An 18,900-nucleotide genomic window follows, 5' to 3' on the forward strand; every position below is an offset into this window, starting at 1 on the left:
GGCTGGGGCGGCAGATCCCAGTGAAGACCAGCATCGACACGCCCTGCCCATACACACATTTTGGCCTATAACCCTCAAGGACTTCGTCCTCGACCCCACACGCCGTTATCAGAAGCAATGAAAAACACCCCGAACCATGGGTTCGGGGTGTTTCCGATGTACTGAGACATCACACGGAGGGGATGACGGGAATCGAACCCGCACCATCAGTTTGGAAGACTGAGGCTCTACCATTGAGCTACATCCCCGTGGTGCGAGATCGACTATAGTCCAGACTTCCCGCCGCCGCCAAATCCGCCTTTCATGAACTGCGTCACAGCGGAGTCGGCTCCAGCGCCCAGTCGCCCGGCCATTGTGAGGTGCATCGCATTGCCCCGCGAGGTCTGCTGCGGAGGTGCGACCGGCAACCCGGCTGTGGTTAGATAGATGCCGTCGCGGGATGTGGCGCAGCTTGGTAGCGCATCTGTTTTGGGAACAGAGGGTCGCAGGTTCAAATCCTGTCATCCCGACGAACAACAGCCGCTCGGACCTGCTGGTCCGAGCGGCTGTTTGTCTCCGTCTCACCCGGCATCCGCCTGCACACGGGCTCGGCGCTCTCTGAAATCGGGCGACCCCAGGCACCTCGCCGGCTTCAGGCCTCGAAGTCGATGATCTGGCGCACGACCGCGCCGTCGGCAAGCGCGTCGAAGGCGGAGTTGAGATCGGTCAGTCCGATGGTGTCGGAGATGAGCTCGTCAACCGGCAGCTTTCCGGCCCGCCACAGGTCGGCGTAGACGGGGATGTCTCGGCTGGGCACGGCCGAGCCGAGATAGGAACCGATGACCGTGCGCGCCTCTGCCGTCAGCGTCACCGGCGTGATATGTGACTGAGCGTCCGGAGCGGGCAGCCCCACGGTCACGGTCGTGCCTCCCACTGCCGTCGCTTCGAAAGCGGTCTCGAAGGCACGAGCATGTCCGACGCATTCGATGACGACGGGTGCCCTGCGGTCCCCGAGCTGCTCGGGCGTGAACACCTCCGCAGCACCGAGCTCCTTCGCCCGAACGAGCTTGTCCGGGTTCGCATCGACGCCGATGACACCGGCTGTCTCGATCGACAGCGCTGTGATGAGCGCGGCCATGCCGACCCCGCCGAGGCCGACGATCATCACTTCGTCGCCGGCGCCGGGGCGGCCTGCGTTGAGCACCGCTCCCCCGCCGGTGAGCACAGCACAGCCGAGCACTGCGGCGATCGGAGCGGGAACATCGTCGTCGACGGGTACGACTGAGGCGCGGTTGAGCACTGCGTGCGTGGCGAACACGGACGCGCCGAGGTGGTGGAGCACCTCGGCACCGGAACCGTCGTGCAGCCGGACCTTGTGACCGTCGAATGGCAGAGTCCCGGCCCCGTTCGTCGCGCTGCCGGGAGTGCACGGCAGTTTGCCGTCGGTGCGGCAGTTCGCACATATGCCGCATCGCGGCAGGAACACCGTGACGACCTGCTGGCCGATCTCGAGGTCGTCGACGCCCTCCCCGAGCTTCTCGACGACACCTGCGCCCTCATGCCCGAGAAGCATCGGCACGGGTCTGGGCCTGTTGCCGTCGACGACGGAGAGGTCCGAATGGCAGACTCCGGCGGCCCGCATGCGGATGAGGACTTCGCCGGGTCCCGGATCGTCGAGCTCAAGCTCTTCGAACGTCATCGGCTGCGTCTGCGCGAACGGCCTGGGTCGCTCCAGCTCACGCAGCACCGCGCCCTGGATCTTCACAGCGCCCTCCCTCTCACAGGGCCGCTGGGCCCTGCTCCTCGTAGTCGGCCATGATGGCGATCCGACGTGCGTGGCGCTCGTCGCCCGAGAAGGGTTCGGCCAGGAAGGCGTCGACGATGGCGAGCGCCTCGTCCTCGGGATGCTGCCGAGCGCCGACTGCGACGATCTGAGCATCATTGTGCTGCCGTGCGAGCTTCGCGATCTCCGGGTTCCACGCCAGAGCGGTGCGTGCTCCGCTGACCAGGTTCGCCGCCATCTGCTCGCCGTTTCCGGACCCGCCGATGACGACTCCGAGCGCCTCGACGCCGGCGGCCCGGTCCTCGACCACAGCCTGAGCCGCGGCGATGCAGAACGCCGGGTAGTCATCGAGTGCGTCGTATTCGAGCGCGCCGTGGTCGACGACCTCGTGCCCCGCCTCGGCGAGGTGGCCCTTGAGGACTTCCTTGAAATCGAATCCGGCGTGGTCGGTGCCGAGGTGAACCTTCATATGTCTGCCTTTCGGTGATCGCTGCGGATCTGTGTGTGCTGGTGAGGAGGGGCGATCGGGCCGCTTCAGTCGAAGTTCGGTCCCTGGTCGCGGGTGCGTTTGAGCTCGAAGAACCCTGGTGTCGAGGCGACTGCGAGGACTCCGTCGAAGAGTCGGCCGGCGTCCTCGCCCTTCGGTGCCGGAGTCACGACCGGTCCGAAGAAGGCGGTGCCCGCCACGCGGCAGATCGGGGTGCCGACATCATCGCCGACGAGAGCCAGCGCTTCGTCGTGGGAGGCCTGGAGAGCGGCGTCATAGTCGTCGGTCTCCCCGTACTTCTTGAGATCGGCGGGAAGACCCACCTCGGCGAGGGCGTCGGTGACCGCCTTGTCGAAGTCCTTCTCGCCGCCCGGGTGGATGCGGGTGCCGATTGCGGTGTAGAGGGGCTCGGCCACCTCTTCGCCGTGCAGGGAGATCGCGGCTGTGACGATGCGCATCGGGGCAAGCGCCCGGTTCATCAGTGCCCGGTAGTCCTCGTCGATGTCCTTGTCGCGGTTGAGGAAGTTGAGGCTCATGGGGCGGAACCTCACCTCGACATCACGCACCTCGGCCACTTCGAGGCCCCAGCGGGAGGTCATCCAGGCCCACGGGCAGGCCGTATCGAACCACAGTTCGAGTGTTTCCTTGCTCACTGTCTCTCCTCCTTCTTTCGATCGCGGGGAACCTCGGGGGCGCCCGCCTCTTCGGTGCTCAATCTATCAAGGCGAGCCGAGAGCGGGGAAAGCGATCGAATCTCGGTCGTCAGGGGAAATGCCGCCGGGCGAACGTCCGTCCATGAAAGAATGACGGAGTACACCCGGTTCCCGAAGCGAAGGTCACCTCACTGTGCCGCAACACAACCTCACCCGCGACGAAGCACGCGAACGTTCCGCACTCGTGGACGTCTCGAGCTACGAGCACACCCTGATCCTCACAGGAGTTGGTGAGAGTTTCCGCGTGCGCTCACGCATCCGCTTCACTGCAGCACCGGAGTCGTCGACATTCATCGACGCCATCACCGCCAGTGTCGAACGCGTCCGGCTCAACGGCCTCGACCTCGACCTCGCCGAGGTGGTCGGCCCTGCCCGCATCGCCCTCCCGGGGTTGACCGCCGAGAACGAACTCATCGTCGACGCCCATTTCCATTACATGAACACCGGCGAAGGTCTGCACCGCTTCGTCGATCCCATCGACGACGAGATCTACCTGTACTCGCAGTTCGAGGTCCCGGATGCCCGACGCGTCTTCCCCGTCTTCGAACAGCCCGACATCAAAGCCCCGTTCTCCTTCACCGTCGTCGCTCCGGACAAGTGGACCGTCGTCTCGAACTCTCCCACCCCGACACCGGGAAGCCCGGCGGAGACATTCACCGAGCTCGGTGAGACGCCGCTGCCGTCGATGGCGGTGTGGCAGTTCGCTCCCACGACGCCGATCTCGTCCTATATCACCGCGATCATCGCCGGGCCCTACCGTTCCGTCCATTCGGAGCTGACTTCGTCCGACGGATCCCTCGTTCCATTGGGCCTCTACTGCCGCTCCTCGCTGTTCGAACACCTCGATGCCGAGAATCTGTTCGGCGTCACGAAGGCCGGATTCGAGTTCTTCGAGCGCGAGTTCGGCGTGTCCTACCCGTTCGAGAAGTACGATCAGCTCTTCGTGCCCGAGTTCAACGCCGGCGCGATGGAGAATGCCGGGGCTGTGACGATCCTCGAGAACTACGTGTTCCGTTCCCGTCCGACCGAGGCCCTGGTCGAACGTCGGACCGTGACCGTCCTCCACGAGCTCGCACACATGTGGTTCGGCGATCTCGTGACCATGCGCTGGTGGAACGATCTGTGGCTCAACGAGTCCTTCGCCGAATTCATGTCGACTCTGGCCACCGCCGAGGCAACGGACTTCGCCGAGGCCTGGACGACCTTCGCCACGATCGAGAAGTCCTGGGCCTACCGACAGGACCAGCTGCCGAGCACTCACCCGATCGTCGCTCCGATCGAGGATCTCGCCGACGTCGAGGTCAACTTCGACGGAATCACGTACGCCAAGGGTGCCTCCGTGCTCAAACAGCTGGTGGCGTGGGTCGGGCGAGAACAGTTCTTCACCGGGCTCAAGCGCTACTTCGACAAACACGCCTGGTCGAACACCGAACTCGCCGATCTCCTCGACGAGCTCGAGGCCACTTCGGGTCGGGATCTCACCAGCTGGTCGCGGCTGTGGCTCGAGGAGTCCGGGGTCAACCTCATCGAGGCCGCGGTCGAGACCGGAGACGACGGTGCGATCTCGTCTCTGCGCGTCGACCAGCTTCCGTGGTCGCTCGAAGGGCAGCCCACGCCGTCGCTGCGACCCCATCGGTTGGCCATCGGCTTCTACTCGGACGGCGGAGACGGGCGTCTGGCGCTCACCCACTCGTTCCCACTCGACCTCGACGGCGAATCCGTCGAGGTCGAGGAGGCGCGAGGACTGCCCCGTCCGGATGTCATCATCGTCAACGATGCCGACCTCAGCTACACGAAGGTCCGCTTCGACGAAGCGAGCATGGGCACCGCCGCGCGGAGGCTGAGCGACTTCGACGACTCTCTCACCCAGCTGCTCGTCCTCGCCACGCTGTGGGACGAAGTCCGCGACGGTGAGCGTCCCGTCCAGGACTACATCGACACGGTCATGACCCATCTGGGCGCGATCACGCATTCCTCGGGGCTGCTCACGCAGATGCGTCAGCTCGACTCGGCGGTCTCGGCATACCTGCCGCCGCAGCAGCGCGAGACCATGCATGCCCGGTTGGCGGACCGCTTCCTCGAGCTGCTCGCCACGGTGCCCGAGGGCAGTGATCAGGCGTTCCAGTTCGTGCGCGGGTTCATCAAGCACGCGAGCACCGAGGAGCAGCTGGACCGATTGTCGTCCTGGCTGACTCCGGAGACCGGGTCCGTCTTCGGAATCACCCTGGACACGGACCTCACCTGGGAGATCCTCATCGGGCTCTGCGCCCACGACGCTGTCGAGGACGCGGCAGTCGCCGAGATGAGCCGCCGCGATCCCAGCGCCACAGGTGTCCGCCAGGCCGCCACCGCTCGCGCGTCCCGTCCCACCACGGCGGCGAAGTCGTGGACCTTCACTCGCCTCGTCGATGACGCGGGCCTGCCGAACTCCGAACTCGGAGCGCTGGCGCTGGGCTTCGGCGCGGGACTGCAGAGGCCGTCCGGCGAGATCATCGCCTCCGACGCGCCGCTGCGGCCTTTCTCCGAGGAGTACTTCGCTCGCGTGGCCGGCTGGTGGGAGACCCGGACCCTGGAGATGGCGCAGACGATGACTATGCGCCTGTACCCGCCTGTGAGTGAAGGCACGGTCGAGGCCACCCGCCAGTGGCTCACCGATCACCCTGCCGCGCCGAAGGGTCTGCTCCGCCTCATGCGGGAGAACCTCGCCGATGCCGAACGAGCGCTGCGGGTTCAGCGTGTGTCCAGCGCTTCCAATGGATCATTGAATATCGACAGCTAGTCTCGAGACATCATGACTTCTGACGCAATGGAAAACACTGTCCAAGCCGCGAACGACTTCGATTGGTCCTTCCTCCTCGGCAGTCCCCTGAGGATCACCGTCATCATCATCGGGGCGATGGTCGTCAATCTCATCGTCCGTCTCTTCATTCGCCGTTTCACCGCAGCGGTGGCCAAGGGCACGGTCGGCAGTGAGAAGGCCGAGGCGGCCGGGTTCGCGAAGTTCTCCTCCACCGCGCTGGAGGCGCAGAGGACGGGCATCGATCAGCAGACGATCAAGGAACGGCGTGCCCAGCGGGCGCGGACCGTCGGGCGGATGCTGTCGTCGGTGACGACGATCCTCATCAGCGTGATCGCCGCGCTCATGGTCCTCGATGCCCTCAACTTCAACATCGCGCCGATCCTGGCCTCGGCAGGCATCGCCGGTGTGGCCATCGCCTTCGGTGCCCAGGAGCTCGTCCGCGATTACCTCTCGGGATTCTTCATCGTCATCGAGGACCAGTACGGCATCGGTGACACCGTCGACCTCGGCGAGGCCGTCGGAGAGGTCGAGGACGTCGGTCTACGCCGCACTCAGGTCCGGGACCTCACGGGCACCCTGTGGCATGTGCGCAATGGTGAGATCCTGCGCGTGGGCAACCTCTCACAGGGTTGGGCGCGCGCCGTCCTCGACATCCCCATCGACTACGCGACCTCGATGGACGACTACCGTGAGATGACCGAGGCCGTCACCCACTCGCTCCGGAAGGACCCCGAGCTCTCCCGTGCGATGATCGAGAACCCGGAGATCGCCGGTGTCCAATCTCTGTCGGGCTCCCACCGCGTCATCCGCACCATGGTCAAGACGAAGCCGAACCTGCAGTGGATGGTCGAGAGGGCCTTCCGGGCCGAACTCATGACGGAGATGGCCAAGCGCGGTGCGCAGATCGGCATGGTCCAGGAGACGGTCCTGCGTACGCTGCCCAGCGGTGACGGATCCTCCGACGCCGCGAAGGAAGAGACCGACGCCCTCGCCCCCGTGCGGCAGAAGCGTACGGCTTCCGCCACGAATTCCCGGAATGACCCGGCGCCCTCGCGCCTGCCCAGCGACCAGGAGATCCGCACCACTGCCCAGCAGGACTCCCCGAGCGAAGGATCGAACGATGACGCAGACGAGTAACGATTCGGTCTTCGAGGCCGTAGGTGGTCACGAGACCTTCACCCGCCTCGTCGATGTGTTCTACGACCACGTCGACGAGGACGCTCAGCTCATCGCCATGTACCCCGACGGACACGAACTCACCGGCGCCAAGCATCGTCTGCAGACCTTCCTCGAACAGTACTTCGGCGGTCCGTCGACGTATCAGGAGGAACGAGGCCATCCCCGGCTGCGGATGCGGCATTTCGACTACTCGATCGACTTCGATGCCCGAGACCGGTGGCTGCGGTGCATGCGTGCGGCGCTCGACGATGTGAGCCTGCCTCCGCTCTACGACGAGATGTTCTGGGACTACTTCCAGCGCGCCGCGACTGCGATGGTCAACACGGCCAATCCGAACATCCGCTGAAACTCAGCAGCGCCTTCCGCGGCTCACCCGCGAGTGCGGGTGAGCAGGTGGCCGCCCGGGGTGACGAGGCGCAGCCAACCCGCAGATTCCATCACGCTCAGCTCCGCATCATCGTCTCGCCCCCTGGCGGGGATGAAACGCAGCGCCGTGGCGGCGAACGCCAGTCCCCCGGGCAGCCGGGTGCCGTGCGATCCCGTCATCTCACGCGACCAGACACGAGACCGCAGGGCCTTGACGGCGTGCGCTCCCGACCCTTCCGGTGCCCCGTTGCTGATCTCTTCGACACCGGTCGCCGCGGTCGAGTGCAGGTGACCGACAGAGATCGTATCGCGGGCGTCCCAGCCTCCCCGAGGTGGAGCGATCCCGGTCCACGACACGAGCACCGAGTTCGGAGGAACCGGCAGCGAGGTGCCGTTCTCCTCCCGCGCGAAGCGGTCGAGGAGGTTAGACAGCGGCACCACCTCATCGAAGCCGTCGAGTCCGGATCCGCGAAGCCGCAGCATCCTCATCCCCAGCACCAAGGGCGTCGAGTCGCCGATCCCGTGCGGGTAGAGAGGGGCCACGGACGCGACGAGAATGTCGGAGATCACCTGCAGCCGCATCGCGCCGTCGGCATCGGCGCGCTGGGCAAGCGAGGTGAACGCGGCGAGGTCGGCCATCGCCAACGAGTCGGAGATTTCGAGCACTGTCATCGTCGGCTGCTCCGCAGCGGTACGGATGGGCGGAGAACGGATTCCATGGCATCGATCTCCGATTCGCTCAGGCGCCGCGGGCGCCCGCTCGCTCTGTCGATGAAGACGATGACGGTCTCGGCGACAGTATAGGCCCGGGAGCCGTCCGGTTCGCAGATGACGTATCCGACCGTCACCGAGGCGGGTTTGACCTCGCTGACGATCAGATCGACGGCGATGGGGCCGGTGCGATAGGGAATCGGTGCACGGTATTCGATCGAGTGGGAGGCCACGAGCAGCTCGGTCGTCGCCGAGGCCGCGGCGAAGACCGCGGGGATCTCCGCTCCGCTGATGGGCTCAGCGATGCCGTAGAGACCGGGCGTGGTCGGAGCGTCGGAACTGTGGGTCGGTGATCCGAGTGCCCTCACACGTGCCTCTTCGAGCAGCCTCAGCTGGGTGACATTGTTGACGTGCCCGTAGGCGTCCATGTCACCCCATCTCAGTTCCAGCAGTACACGGGTGAAGTCGTCGAGAAGAGGATCGGTGGCGCCTGAGTGCATGCTCCCATCATGCCACCTTCCTCTCTGTGGTGCGGCACGCGATAGGATCGTGACTCGTACGCGCCATTGGCACTGTCGTCCGAGGGAGAAACCCATGACCGATGAAGCATCCGCCGCGGCAGAGACGAACGTTGCACGGCTGCAAGAGCTCCTCGACCTGCGGAGGCTCGACTTCACCTCGGCATCGAGCGAGACGGATTTCTTCCTCGGCCACAGTCAGTACAAGCCGGATGGCCGCGTCTACGGCGGCCAGGTGCTCGCACAGTGCATCGTCGCCGCGGCGTCGACGCTTCCCGATGACAGACTCATCCACTCCCTGCACGGATATTTCCTGCGGGCCGGCGACGTCAGCGAGCCCATCGAGTTCGGCGTCGAGAGGCTCCGCGATGGACGGTCGTTCTCGGCCCGGCGGGTGCACGCGTATCAGAAAGGCGCGCCGATCCTGTCCCTCATCGCGTCCTTCCAGGACGAGCAGCCGGGCCTCGAACACGCCGAGGAGATGCCGACAGGGCTGCCCTCTCCCGAGGACTGCCCCGAGCTGCTCGAGATCATCGGAGACGACGATTCGCCGCAGGTCACCGACTGGTTGAGCAAGCGTCCCTTCGAGGTCCGCCCCGTCGAAGCGTCCCTGCACGCGCCCGAGGCCGCCGCTCCCGCAGGGCGTGAGCAGCATTCCTGGTTCCGCACGAGTGCGCCCTTCGGCGGCGATCCGGTGCTCAACGCCGCAGCACTGGCCTATGCCAGCGACTTCAACCTGCTCGAGCCCGTGCTGCGCAGTCAGCAGCTGACCTGGAGGAGCCCCGGGCTGCGAGTCGCCAGTCTCGATCATGCCATGTGGTGGCACCGACGGGTCAGGGTCGATGAATGGATGCTATACGTCCAGGAATCACCGGCTGCCCAGGGAGGACGTGGACTCGGCTATGGCCGCATCTTCGCTCAGGACGGCACCCTGCTGGCCACGGTGGCGCAGGAGGGTATGGTCCGAATCAAGGAGACACGTTGAACGATGAGTCGACGATGATGGACATCATCGGCACCATCCTCAGCCGGTTGGTCAATGTGGCGTTGTTCATCGTCATCTCGATGCTGGCTCTGCTCTTCCTGCGAGCCAACACTGGGATGCATATGGGTCTCGTGGCTGTTCTGTCGATCGTCGCAGGCGTGCTCGGCACCGTCCTCGTTCGTCTGGTGCTCAATGGGGTGGGCCGCCTGGCCCGACTGCTGAGCTCCTGAACATCCGCAGGCGTCCCGTCCCGAGCCCGAACTCGGCTGGCGGCCAGCACCTGAGTCCGAACTCGGCTGCGAGACCCATCCGGCGGACAGATGCACAGGTGCCCCGGTCGACAGAGACCGGGGCACCTGTGCGTCTGTCCGAACCGATCAGTCGCGAGTGAGACGACGGTGCGTCACGCGATGCGGGCGAGCCGCATCCTCGCCGAGGCGTTCGACCTTGTTCTTCTCATAGGCTTCGAAGTTGCCCTCGAACCAGTACCACTTCGCAGGGTTCTCCTCCGTACCCTCCCACGCGAGGATGTGCGTGGCCACCCGGTCGAGGAACCACCTGTCGTGGGAGACGACCACGGCACAGCCGGGGAACTCGAGAAGCGCGTTCTCCAAGGAGCCCAGGGTCTCGACATCGAGGTCGTTCGTCGGCTCGTCGAGCAGGAGCAGGTTTCCGCCCTGCTTGAGTGTGAGCGCGAGGTTGAGGCGGTTGCGCTCACCGCCGGAGAGGACTCCGGCTTTCTTCTGCTGATCCGGTCCTTTGAATCCGAAAGCCGAGACATAGGCACGAGAGGGCATCTCCACCGACCCCACTTGGATGAAGTCGAGTCCGTCGGAGACGACTTCCCACAGGGTCTTCTCCGGGTCGATGCCTCCGCGTGACTGATCGACATAGGAGATCTTCACGGAGTCGCCGACCTTGAGCTCACCGCCGTCGAGCTCTTCGAGGCCCACGATCGTCTTGAACAGGGTCGACTTTCCGACGCCGTTGGGTCCGATGACACCGACGATGCCGTTGCGGGGCAGGGAGAAGCTGAGCCCCTCGATGAGCTGCCGCCCATCGAAGCCCTTCTCGAGGCCGTCGGCCTCGATGACGACATCGCCGAGGCGCGGTCCGGCCGGGATCTGGATCTCTTCGAAGTCGAGCTTGCGCGTCTTCTCCGCCTCGGCAGCCATCTCCTCATACCGTGCCAGACGGGCCTTCGACTTCGTCTGCTTGGCCTTCGGGTTCGACCGCACCCACTCGAGTTCGTCCTGCAGCCGCTTGGCCAGCTTCGCGTCCTTCTTGCCCTGCACCTGGAGACGTTCGCGCTTCTTCTCGAGGTAGGTCGAGTAATTGCCCTCGTACGGGTAGAGGTGACCGCGATCGACCTCGGCGATCCATTCGGCGACGTGGTCGAGGAAGTACCTGTCGTGCGTGATGGCGATGACCGCGCCGGGATAGGTCTTCAGGTGCTGCTCGAGCCACAGCACCGATTCCGCGTCCAGGTGGTTCGTCGGCTCGTCGAGGAGCAGCAGGTCCGGTTTCTCCAACAGAAGCTTGCACAGCGCCACACGTCGACGTTCACCACCGGAGAGCACCGAGACTTGCGCGTCCGGCGGCGGGCAGCGCAGGGCGTCCATCGCCTGTTCGAGCTGGGAATCGAGGTCCCAGGCATCGGCGGCGTCGATGGCCTCCTGCAGTTTGCCCATCTCTTCCATCAGCGCGTCGAAGTCGGCGTCCGGGTCCGACATCTCCTCGGAGATCGCGTTGAAGCGGTCGAGCTTCGACTTGATCTCGCCGACGCCCTCCTCGACATTGCCGAGGACCGTCTTCTCTTCGTTCAGGGGCGGCTCCTGCATGAGGATGCCCACCGTGTATCCGGGGCTGAGGCGAGCTTCGCCGTTCGACGGCTGCTCGAGGCCCGCCATGATCTTGAGGATGGTTGATTTGCCGGCTCCGTTCGGGCCGACCATACCGATCTTCGCTCCGGGATAGAACGACATCGATACATCGTCGAGGATGACTTTGTCACCGTGCGCCTTACGCGCCTTGTGCATGGTGTAGATGAATTCGGCCATAGTGGTCTCAGGCTATCGTTTCGGCGCACTCAAGCGCTAATTGGTCTCAGCCTCCCCCGAGCGAGGGCGCCTCTCCCGAGGAGTCGCCACCATCGGCCGAACTCGATGAGGCGGCGCTGCCTTCGACAGCCTCCTCAGCATCCGACGAAGTCTCGGAGCCGCTGGCGTCTTCGGAGCCGGACGGGTCCTCGCTCGGCTGCGGGCTCTCGGTCGGGCCGTCCTCACCGTTGATGTCCTCGCCCGGCAGATGCCCGGCTCCGTTGGAATCACCGTCTTCGTCCCGCTTCTCCCCCTTGGGGGCTTTCACGCCCTTGGGCCGTTCGACCTCACCGAAGAGACACGACCCTGTCGACTCGGTCGGCTGCATGAGCTCGGCCGTCGCCTTGCCCGACCGGATCTCTCCGACTACGCATCCCTTGTCCGTCTTGATCCCGAACATCTTCGAAGGAACATCATTGCCCAGCGGCGATTCGTCGATCGTGGCCTCGAGCTGCTCGGGCTCGTAGCCGGCGTCGAGCATCGTGGAGAAGAACTTCTTCGTCGACGGAACCGAGTCCTTCTCCCCGGTGATCGGTTTGAGCGCTTTGAGAACCTTGTCCACCTCGGCGACCGGAGTCGCGTGCGTCTTCTTCGGCTCGGGCTGAGGCTCCTCGCCGCCGAAGCCGAGCAGAGAGCAGCCCGACAATGCCGCAGTCAGTGCTGCGGCACCCAGCACAGGAACGAGACGCATCTGAAACCTCGGCGGGAGGGGACGGGGGACAGTCTCACTTTAGCCGATCCGTGGGAGCGACGACTGCAGCGAATCGGTCAGAACGGCGCGGCAGCGTCGGCTGTGTCGCGCGCGATCGCGTTGTCGACCTCCTCGGCGGACTGCTCGGCGGCCTCGGCTTCCCCCTCGCCAGCGTCCCTGCCCTGTCGGTCACCGGATGGGTCGCCCATCCCGCTGTGCCCGGTTTCCGCTGCTGGGGACGTATGGGTGCGAGAGGCCGAGAACATGCTCTCGTCCCCGAACGAAGCGGTCTCCCCGAGGCCGCCCCATGCCGGGTCCCGGGATGACTCCGTCTCCCCCGTCGCCCGGTTGGACGGGACCGGAGCCCGATCGGGACTCTTGGCCTTTCGATAGTGTGCGGTTCCGTAGCGGAGGTCCGGACCGATGTGTTCGGCGACGACCGTCGGTGCGATGCCGCTGCGCTCTTCGGTCTCCCACTCGCGGATCTTGAGGTTGCCGGTCACGATGACTGCCGTGCCGAGGCGCAGCGAGGTGGAGGTATTGCTGGCCAGGTCGCCGTAGCAGTCGACACTGAACCACGATGTGCCGTCGTCGATGAACTCTCCCGTGGTCCTGTCCACGCGCCAATGATTGACCGCGAGCCGGAAGGACGAACAGGCTCGGCCGGAGGGCAGGGTTCGACCGGCGGGTTCGGTGGCGATGGTGCCGGTGACGGTGATCGGAATGGCGGACATCGGTGGCTCCTCTTCTGATGGATGACTCAACGCGGCCGTCGACGGACGCGAGGTTCTTCAGTCAGCCCGATCACAACGACGATGTCCAGACACGCAGAATGCCCTGTGGAAAGATCTCCTCCGTCCACAGGGCATTCGACCACGAGTCCCGCAGCTTGTGCGCTCAAGTCTCAGTGAAGCATCTCATAGGCTCGCCGATGCTCACCGATGACGACCTTCACGGGATCCAGATAAGAGCTCCGGGCGACGCGACCGACGGCATCTCGCAGGCGCCCATCGACCTCGGCCGCTGCCTCTTTCGCTCCCCTGCTCCGGGCAGATTTCGCCATCAGCGAGGTGACCAACGAACCGATGAGGCCGATGACCAGCAGACCGATGCTGACGATCCAGCACCAGACAGGCAGCGTCCCGGAACCGATCGCGGCGACCAGTGCAGAGGCGATGACACCGATGACACCGATGATGGTCGCGGCGAAGAAGATCATCTGGAATACGTTGGCCAGCGACCACCAACCGGGCACCTGACGTTTGATGTCCACAGCCGTGACGGCCGAGTCGAGAGTCTCCGAGAGTTCGTCGGTACTCCGCTTCTCGGCCTCTGCCGCCTCGTTCTGCCAGGCCCGTGGCATCGTCGACACCGATTCTGTGATCAGTTCGTGTGCCATCAGCCGCACATGTGAACTCTGCGCCTTGGTCGTGGCGGGCACGGAAGCACGGATGAGCTCATCGCGCCCCTGCCCGTGTTTGGCCCCGAGGGGGTCCGGAGCGTTGCGCTGCATCCAAGCCAGCACGGGGTACCCGGTCCTCCGATAGGCACGGCGGATGTAATCATCATGGACCGTCTGGGCCACCGCTTCGACACCCGCGGCCTCCGACATCGTCTCGACGAGACGGGATGCGCCCGGAAGTTCGTCCGGAGAGGCCACGGGCGCACCGAGCTCGGTTCGGATCCGCTTGGCCATCGCCTGCATATCCGCCAGCAGCCTTTCGGCCGCCGCCTCATTCGAATCGACGGTGTCGGCGAGAATGCTGCGAATCTCGGGGATGCCCTCCCTCGTCACGGCCGAGGAGATCCGCACATTCGTCTCGCTCAGTCCGTCCTCGTTGAGCAGGTGGCGCAGATGATCGGCCGCCGCCTTCTGCTCCTCGGGACTGAGCTTGTCGATCTGGTTGAGAACGACGACCATGTTCGCGCTGTTCTCGGCGAGTTTGGTCAGATACTCCGAGTGCAGGGAGAAGTCCGCGTACTTCTGCGGGTCGACCACCCAGAAGACGACGTCGACCAATCCGACGAGCCGGTCGGACTCGACGCGGTGCTCAACCGCCGTCGAATCGTGGTCGGGAAGGTCGAGAAGGATCAGGCCGTGCAGACGCCGCTGGTCGTCACCGTCGAGTGCGGATTCGCGCCACGTACGGCTCCTCTCCGGCACACTCAGCCAGTCGAGGACGTCCTTTCCGCCCTGGCCCCACACGCATGCGGTTGGGCGTGAGGTCGTCGGCCGCCGAACTCCGACCCGGGCGATCTCGAGACCGGCGACCGCGTTGAACAGAGAAGACTTACCAGAACCCGTCGAACCGGCGAACGCCACGACTGTGAAGTCCTCGCCCAGCCCCAGCCGGTCCTCGGCCCGATCGAGCAGGTTCTGAGCATCGGTGCGAACATCCTCGGCGAGCTTGTCGGCGCTCAGCGACAGCGAATGCCGGATGCCATCGGCCAGGCGTCGGATCTCGGTCTGTGCAGAACTGTTCACAATGCCACCTCAAGTCGTTCACCGGACGAACGCAGCGCGCTCGCTTGCCGCGCCGGTACCGCGGATAGTCTCAGTGCGTTGTCGAATGGGGTGCGGCAGCCTCCGACGATTCCCGAGGCAACCGTCAGGAAGCGCTGCCGGATCGAAGCGAGGAGTTCGGCGGCCTCGGCCTCGCCGAAGATCGTTTCGGCCAGGTTGAGAGCCACCCCTGCTCCCTGGCCAGCTGCCGGCTCCGCGCCGGCGGAGCGCCTCGGGTCCCAGAATGATGCGTATTCGACGACTGCGCACACGCCTGCCACGCCGAATGAGAGGATCCGTGCCTTCGACTTCTTTCCCTGCCCGATGTCACGCACGAGCGCATTCACCTCATCGGACCAGCCGCTGACTGCGGACTTGACCGAGTCTTCGAGGCCTGCCGCGACATGCCGCAACTCCGGTCGCTCTTCGATGAGGGCGGCTCCGGCCGCGGTATTGCGCCATTCGGCGTTCACCTCGTCGACGACCGCGATCGCCTGTTCTCGCAGAGATACGGCAGCACTGCGCAGGATTGCGATGTGCAAGGGAGTCGCCGCATCGTGCTTACCCGTCACGGCCGCAGAGATCCGATCGCGCATGCGCGCCATCGTCGGTTCGAGACCACGGAAGAGCTGTCCCGTGCCCACGAAGTCCTGCCACCTGGCGTTGACCTCGCCATGCAGGACTCGGCCGTCGGAGAACACCTCGGTCAGTCGTGCATCCGCTGCCCCGAAACGGCTCTCCACTGCCTCGGCCAGTCGGCTGTGCGCCTGTTCCTGCGACTGTGCGAAAGCCGCAAGATCGCGGACCTCTCCGGGCAGCGCCGACACGGCCCCGGTCAGTGTGCGACTGCGGATGCGCTCCAACGACGTGCCCTCGGCTCCGACTTGCGTGATCCAGGAGCGGATGGGATAGATCGCCGAATGAGGGAGCAGCCCGTCCTCGAGTTCGAGTTCGGCCACGGAGAAGATCGGCGAGTTCGCCAGTTGGGCCTCGGAGAGCAGGCTCGACAGATGATGCCTGACTTCGCGATTGGCTTCGGGCGGAACTCGGTCGAGAACGATGGCGACCGAGGTGCTGCGCACGGCCGCCGTCTTCAGCAGGGCCCAGGGTGCGGCATCGGCATATCGATTCGCAGTGGTCACGAACAGCCACAGATCGGCGCTGAGCAAGGTCCTGCGTGAGAGCGCGCGATTCGACTCGGAGATGGAATCGATGTCAGGACAGTCGAGGATCGCGGTGCCCGCTTCGATGCCCTCATCGGCGATGAGGACAACGCCCGGTGTCGGTGACTCCGGGTCGGTGCTGCGCGGCAGGTCCGGCAGATAGTGGTCGGGCTCGAAGTGCTTCGCGTCAGCGGGATTGTGAATCACCACGGGATTGCCCGTGGTCGGACGGCGGACCCCGGTCGGGCTCACGGTCCGGCCGACGAGCGAGTTGACCAGCGTCGATTTGCCGGCGCCGGTCGAACCGCCGACGGCGATGAGAAACGGGGTCCGGGCCCGGTTGATCCTCGGCAGAACATAGTCGTTGAGCTCTGCGGACAGCGCCGAGTGTGCTGCGCGACCGGCCTCGAAGTCCTCGGTTCGCAGGGTGAAGCGGGTCTCGGAAACGCGCTTGACGATATCGTTCAACGCTTGGCCGATCGGCGGCGTCACGGCGCTCTTGCTCTCTGTCATCACGCATCCACTCTCTATGTTTTCCCAGCTCGGCACCAATTGCCACGCCGTATCCGCACAGAATTGCCCGTGGCTGCTCCGTCTCGTTCTAGACTTCAGCCGTCCGCGATGACATAACGATGGGTGCGGCGACAGCTCAGAATGCACATTTGGAAGAGAGTCGGTGCGACTGGAAGCGGAGAGGGTCGGTACGACCGGACGAGGGCCGAGGCAGGAGAAGCGCCCCCGGCGGGGCTCGAACCCGCGACCTACCGCTTAGAAGGCGGTTGCTCTATCCGACTGAGCTACGGAGGCTCACACATCGTAACCGATGGTCGTGGGAGAACCGAAAGCGGCTCCGGGCGGGACGGGACCGTCGGGGTCCGCGCCCACGGTCCGGAGCCGCAGGTTCGAATTGCTTGATCAGTGGCGACGCGCTGCCTGCTCAAGGGAGCTGCGGATGGTCACGAAGGACACCACCGCAACGCCGGTCATCGCCAGCACCACGGCAACGGCTTCGATGCCGAAGGCGAAGTCGACGACGATCGGGAAGAACCCTGCGAGCATGAAGCCCAGCAGAGCCACCAGAGTCAGCGCAGTGGCGATCGAGAAGTACTTGGCACCGTTCATTGTTCATCTCCTTCTTCCGTTGGAAAAAGGGTAGCGCTTCACGTGAGCCGCGTCACTGTGAATTCCCGAAGAATTCGAATCAGTCTTCGCGACGCGCGTCGATCGCCTTCTCCAGACGATCGAGCTTTCCTTCGATCTCGCCGGTGTATCCCGGGCGTATATCGGCCTTGACCACGAGCGAAACCCTGGTGCCGAATTCTCCGACCGCCTCTGTCGCCTCTTTGATGACGGCGAAGACTTCGTCCCATTCGCCCTCGATCGTCGTGAACATCGAGTCCGTCCGATGGGGCAGACCGGAGCGTCTGACGATGTCGACGGCGGCGGCAACGGCCTCGTGGACAGAGGCCTCCGGTCCTTCTCCCCCGCTCGGTGCGACTGAGAATGCTGCGAGCATGGTGGTTCTCCTTCCTCAGAGGCGGGGAGACCGAACGGTTCCCCGCCGCTTTGCCGGGACCTGACGAATCAGGCCTGATTCGGAACGTTGACGATCAGCGAGTCACCCTGACCGCCGCCGCCGCACAGAGCCGCGATTCCGGATCCCCCGCCTCGGCGTCGGAGTTCGAGGGCCAGAGTGAGCACGATGCGAGCGCCGGACGCCCCGATGGGATGGCCGAGCGCCACGGCACCGCCGTTGACGTTGACCTTCTCCTCGTCGACGCCGAGATCCTTCGAGCTGGCGAGCCCGACAGCGGCGAACGCCTCGTTGATCTCGTAGAGATCGAATGAATCCGCGGCCACTCCTTCGCGATCGGCGGCGACCTTGATCGCCTGCGAGGGCTGGTGCTGCAGGCTGGAATCCGGGCCCGCGGTCCAAGCATGGGAGCGGACTTCGGCGAGGATCGGCGCACCCAGCTCCTCGGCCTTCTCACGTGACATGACCACCACGGCGCAGGCTCCGTCGGAGATCTGAGAGGCGTTGCCGGCCGTGATGGTCCCGTCCTTGCGGAAGGACGGACGCAGCTTGCCCAGGGAGTCGGCTGTCGTGTCCGGACGCACCCCCTCGTCGGCGGAGACTGTGACATCGCCCTTGCGCGAACTGATGGTCACCGGTACGATCTCGTCGTCGAAGGCTCCGGCCTGCTGGGCCTGCGCCGCCCGCTGGTGTGAGCGCGCAGAGAAAGCGTCCTGCTCTGCGCGGGAGAACTCCCGGTCCCCTGCATTCGCCTCTTCGGTCAGACCACCCATCGCCTGGTCGGTGAAGGCGTCCCACAGGCCGTCGTAGTCCATATGGTCCTTGACGATGACATCACCGTACTTGTAGCCCGAGCGCGACTTCTCGAGCATGTGCGGAGCCTGGCTCATCGACTCCTGGCCGCCGGCGACGACGACGTCGTACTCACCGGCGCGGACCAGCTGCGCCGCCTGGGTGATCGTGTTGATGCCTGACAGGCACAGCTTATTCACGGTCACAGCGGGGACTGTCATGGGGATCCCGGCCTTGACGGCGGCCTGGCGCGCGGGGCCCTGGCCGTTTCCCGCCTGCAGCACCTGACCCATGATGACGTATTCGACGTCGTCGCCCTTGATGCCGGCCCGGTCAAGCGCACCGGCGATGGCGTTCCCACCGAGTTCGACGGCGCTGAGTTTGGACAGCTCACCCTGCAACCGACCGAACGGTGTGCGTGCTCCGGCGACGATCACTGCATCAGCCATATTTCCTCCTCGGATTCCCGCGCCTGGACCCGTATCCCGGCACGTGTGCTTTTCGACGCCTCCCAGCCTAGTCGAGGAGTCTGTGGCCTCCATCACGGGGTCGACCGACACACTTCGGAATGACGCTGTCCAACCTCGCTCATTCGCA

The 18,900-nt window shown here is 65.1% G+C and carries 18 protein-coding genes and 3 tRNA genes; 6 read left to right on the forward strand and 15 right to left on the reverse strand.

Features of this window, described 5'->3' with window-relative positions; all coding sequences use genetic code 11:
* Positions 1-177: 177 nt before the first annotated feature.
* A tRNA-Gly gene (locus IHE57_RS14765) sits at positions 178-248 on the reverse strand.
* A 187-nt stretch (positions 249-435) separates the two neighbouring features.
* Here IHE57_RS14765 and IHE57_RS14770 point away from each other — a divergent pair.
* A tRNA-Pro gene (locus IHE57_RS14770) sits at positions 436-509 on the forward strand.
* A gap of 122 nt (positions 510-631) precedes the next feature.
* Here IHE57_RS14770 and IHE57_RS14775 read toward each other — a convergent pair.
* The 3 genes from IHE57_RS14775 to IHE57_RS14785 all read right to left on the reverse strand — a co-directional run bounded on the left by IHE57_RS14775 (position 632) and on the right by IHE57_RS14785 (position 2,902).
* Positions 632-1,744, reverse strand: a complete 1,113-nt coding sequence (locus tag IHE57_RS14775) for an alcohol dehydrogenase catalytic domain-containing protein (protein WP_209374326.1) — start codon at positions 1,742-1,744, stop codon at positions 632-634.
* Between the two features lie 13 nt (positions 1,745-1,757).
* On the reverse strand, positions 1,758-2,231 hold the full coding sequence (locus tag IHE57_RS14780; protein WP_209374328.1) for a ribose-5-phosphate isomerase: 474 nt from the start codon (positions 2,229-2,231) through the stop codon (positions 1,758-1,760).
* Positions 2,232-2,296: 65 nt separating this feature from the next.
* Positions 2,297-2,902 carry a mycothiol-dependent nitroreductase Rv2466c family protein gene (locus IHE57_RS14785; protein ID WP_209325128.1) on the reverse strand — a complete coding sequence of 202 codons (606 nt, stop codon included), beginning with the start codon at positions 2,900-2,902 and terminating at the stop codon, positions 2,297-2,299.
* Positions 2,903-3,095: 193 nt separating this feature from the next.
* Between IHE57_RS14785 and pepN the strand changes: the two genes are divergently transcribed.
* From pepN to IHE57_RS14800, 3 genes are read left to right on the forward strand one after another with little or no spacing between them, the layout of a single operon-like run.
* The gene (pepN, locus tag IHE57_RS14790; protein WP_209374330.1) at positions 3,096-5,741 is read left to right on the forward strand and encodes an aminopeptidase N; all 2,646 of its coding nucleotides are present in this window, start codon (positions 3,096-3,098) and stop codon (positions 5,739-5,741) included.
* A 12-nt stretch (positions 5,742-5,753) separates the two neighbouring features.
* Complete coding sequence (locus IHE57_RS14795; protein WP_209374339.1) at positions 5,754-6,899, forward strand: mechanosensitive ion channel family protein; 1,146 nt, start codon at positions 5,754-5,756, stop codon at positions 6,897-6,899.
* Positions 6,883-7,287, forward strand: a complete 405-nt coding sequence (locus tag IHE57_RS14800; protein ID WP_209325125.1) for a globin — start codon at positions 6,883-6,885, stop codon at positions 7,285-7,287. Before IHE57_RS14795 ends, IHE57_RS14800 begins: the two co-directional genes overlap by 17 nt.
* A gap of 23 nt (positions 7,288-7,310) precedes the next feature.
* Here IHE57_RS14800 and IHE57_RS14805 read toward each other — a convergent pair whose 3' ends face one another.
* Together IHE57_RS14805 and IHE57_RS14810 are read right to left on the reverse strand one after the other, a co-directional pair.
* Positions 7,311-7,979, reverse strand: coding sequence for a DUF8185 domain-containing protein (locus IHE57_RS14805; RefSeq protein WP_209374341.1), 669 nt, complete (start codon positions 7,977-7,979; stop codon positions 7,311-7,313).
* Positions 7,976-8,518 carry an acyl-CoA thioesterase gene (locus IHE57_RS14810; protein WP_209325123.1) on the reverse strand — a complete coding sequence of 181 codons (543 nt, stop codon included), beginning with the start codon at positions 8,516-8,518 and terminating at the stop codon, positions 7,976-7,978. The genes IHE57_RS14805 and IHE57_RS14810 overlap by 4 nt, the downstream gene beginning before the upstream one ends.
* 94 nt (positions 8,519-8,612) lie before the next feature.
* Between IHE57_RS14810 and IHE57_RS14815 the strand changes: the two genes are divergently transcribed.
* Together IHE57_RS14815 and IHE57_RS14820 are read left to right on the forward strand one after the other, a co-directional pair.
* Entirely contained in the window at positions 8,613-9,521 is a 909-nt protein-coding gene (locus tag IHE57_RS14815; RefSeq protein WP_209374343.1) for an acyl-CoA thioesterase, read from the forward strand.
* The gene (locus tag IHE57_RS14820) at positions 9,518-9,751 is read left to right on the forward strand and encodes a hypothetical protein (protein ID WP_209374345.1); all 234 of its coding nucleotides are present in this window, start codon (positions 9,518-9,520) and stop codon (positions 9,749-9,751) included. The genes IHE57_RS14815 and IHE57_RS14820 overlap by 4 nt, the downstream gene beginning before the upstream one ends.
* Before the next feature lie 147 nt (positions 9,752-9,898).
* Here IHE57_RS14820 and ettA read toward each other — a convergent pair whose 3' ends face one another.
* The 9 genes from ettA to IHE57_RS14865 all read right to left on the reverse strand — a co-directional run bounded on the left by ettA (position 9,899) and on the right by IHE57_RS14865 (position 18,752).
* On the reverse strand, positions 9,899-11,581 hold the full coding sequence (ettA, locus tag IHE57_RS14825) for an energy-dependent translational throttle protein EttA (protein ID WP_209325120.1): 1,683 nt from the start codon (positions 11,579-11,581) through the stop codon (positions 9,899-9,901).
* A gap of 46 nt (positions 11,582-11,627) precedes the next feature.
* Positions 11,628-12,311, reverse strand: a complete 684-nt coding sequence (locus IHE57_RS14830) for a DUF6993 domain-containing protein (protein ID WP_209325119.1) — start codon at positions 12,309-12,311, stop codon at positions 11,628-11,630.
* A gap of 77 nt (positions 12,312-12,388) precedes the next feature.
* Entirely contained in the window at positions 12,389-13,045 is a 657-nt protein-coding gene (locus IHE57_RS14835; protein WP_209374347.1) for a single-stranded DNA-binding protein, read from the reverse strand.
* 170 nt (positions 13,046-13,215) lie between these two features.
* Entirely contained in the window at positions 13,216-14,796 is a 1,581-nt protein-coding gene (locus tag IHE57_RS14840; protein ID WP_209325117.1) for a GTPase, read from the reverse strand.
* On the reverse strand, positions 14,793-16,490 hold the full coding sequence (locus IHE57_RS14845) for a dynamin family protein (protein ID WP_216630057.1): 1,698 nt from the start codon (positions 16,488-16,490) through the stop codon (positions 14,793-14,795). The genes IHE57_RS14840 and IHE57_RS14845 overlap by 4 nt, the downstream gene beginning before the upstream one ends.
* Positions 16,491-16,710: 220 nt before the next feature.
* A tRNA-Arg gene (locus IHE57_RS14850) sits at positions 16,711-16,784 on the reverse strand.
* A gap of 108 nt (positions 16,785-16,892) precedes the next feature.
* On the reverse strand, positions 16,893-17,099 hold the full coding sequence (locus IHE57_RS14855; protein ID WP_209374349.1) for a hypothetical protein: 207 nt from the start codon (positions 17,097-17,099) through the stop codon (positions 16,893-16,895).
* A gap of 79 nt (positions 17,100-17,178) precedes the next feature.
* Complete coding sequence (locus IHE57_RS14860; protein WP_209374351.1) at positions 17,179-17,493, reverse strand: thiamine-binding protein; 315 nt, start codon at positions 17,491-17,493, stop codon at positions 17,179-17,181.
* Positions 17,494-17,561: 68 nt separating this feature from the next.
* Positions 17,562-18,752 (reverse strand): acetyl-CoA C-acetyltransferase, encoded by a 1,191-nt coding sequence (locus IHE57_RS14865; RefSeq protein WP_209325114.1) that lies wholly within the window; start codon positions 18,750-18,752, stop codon positions 17,562-17,564.
* Between the last annotated feature and the right edge of the window lie 148 nt (positions 18,753-18,900).

Origin of the sequence: Brevibacterium renqingii (assembly GCF_017808105.1) — a bacterium.
Classification (GTDB): domain Bacteria; phylum Actinomycetota; class Actinomycetes; order Actinomycetales; family Brevibacteriaceae; genus Brevibacterium; species Brevibacterium renqingii.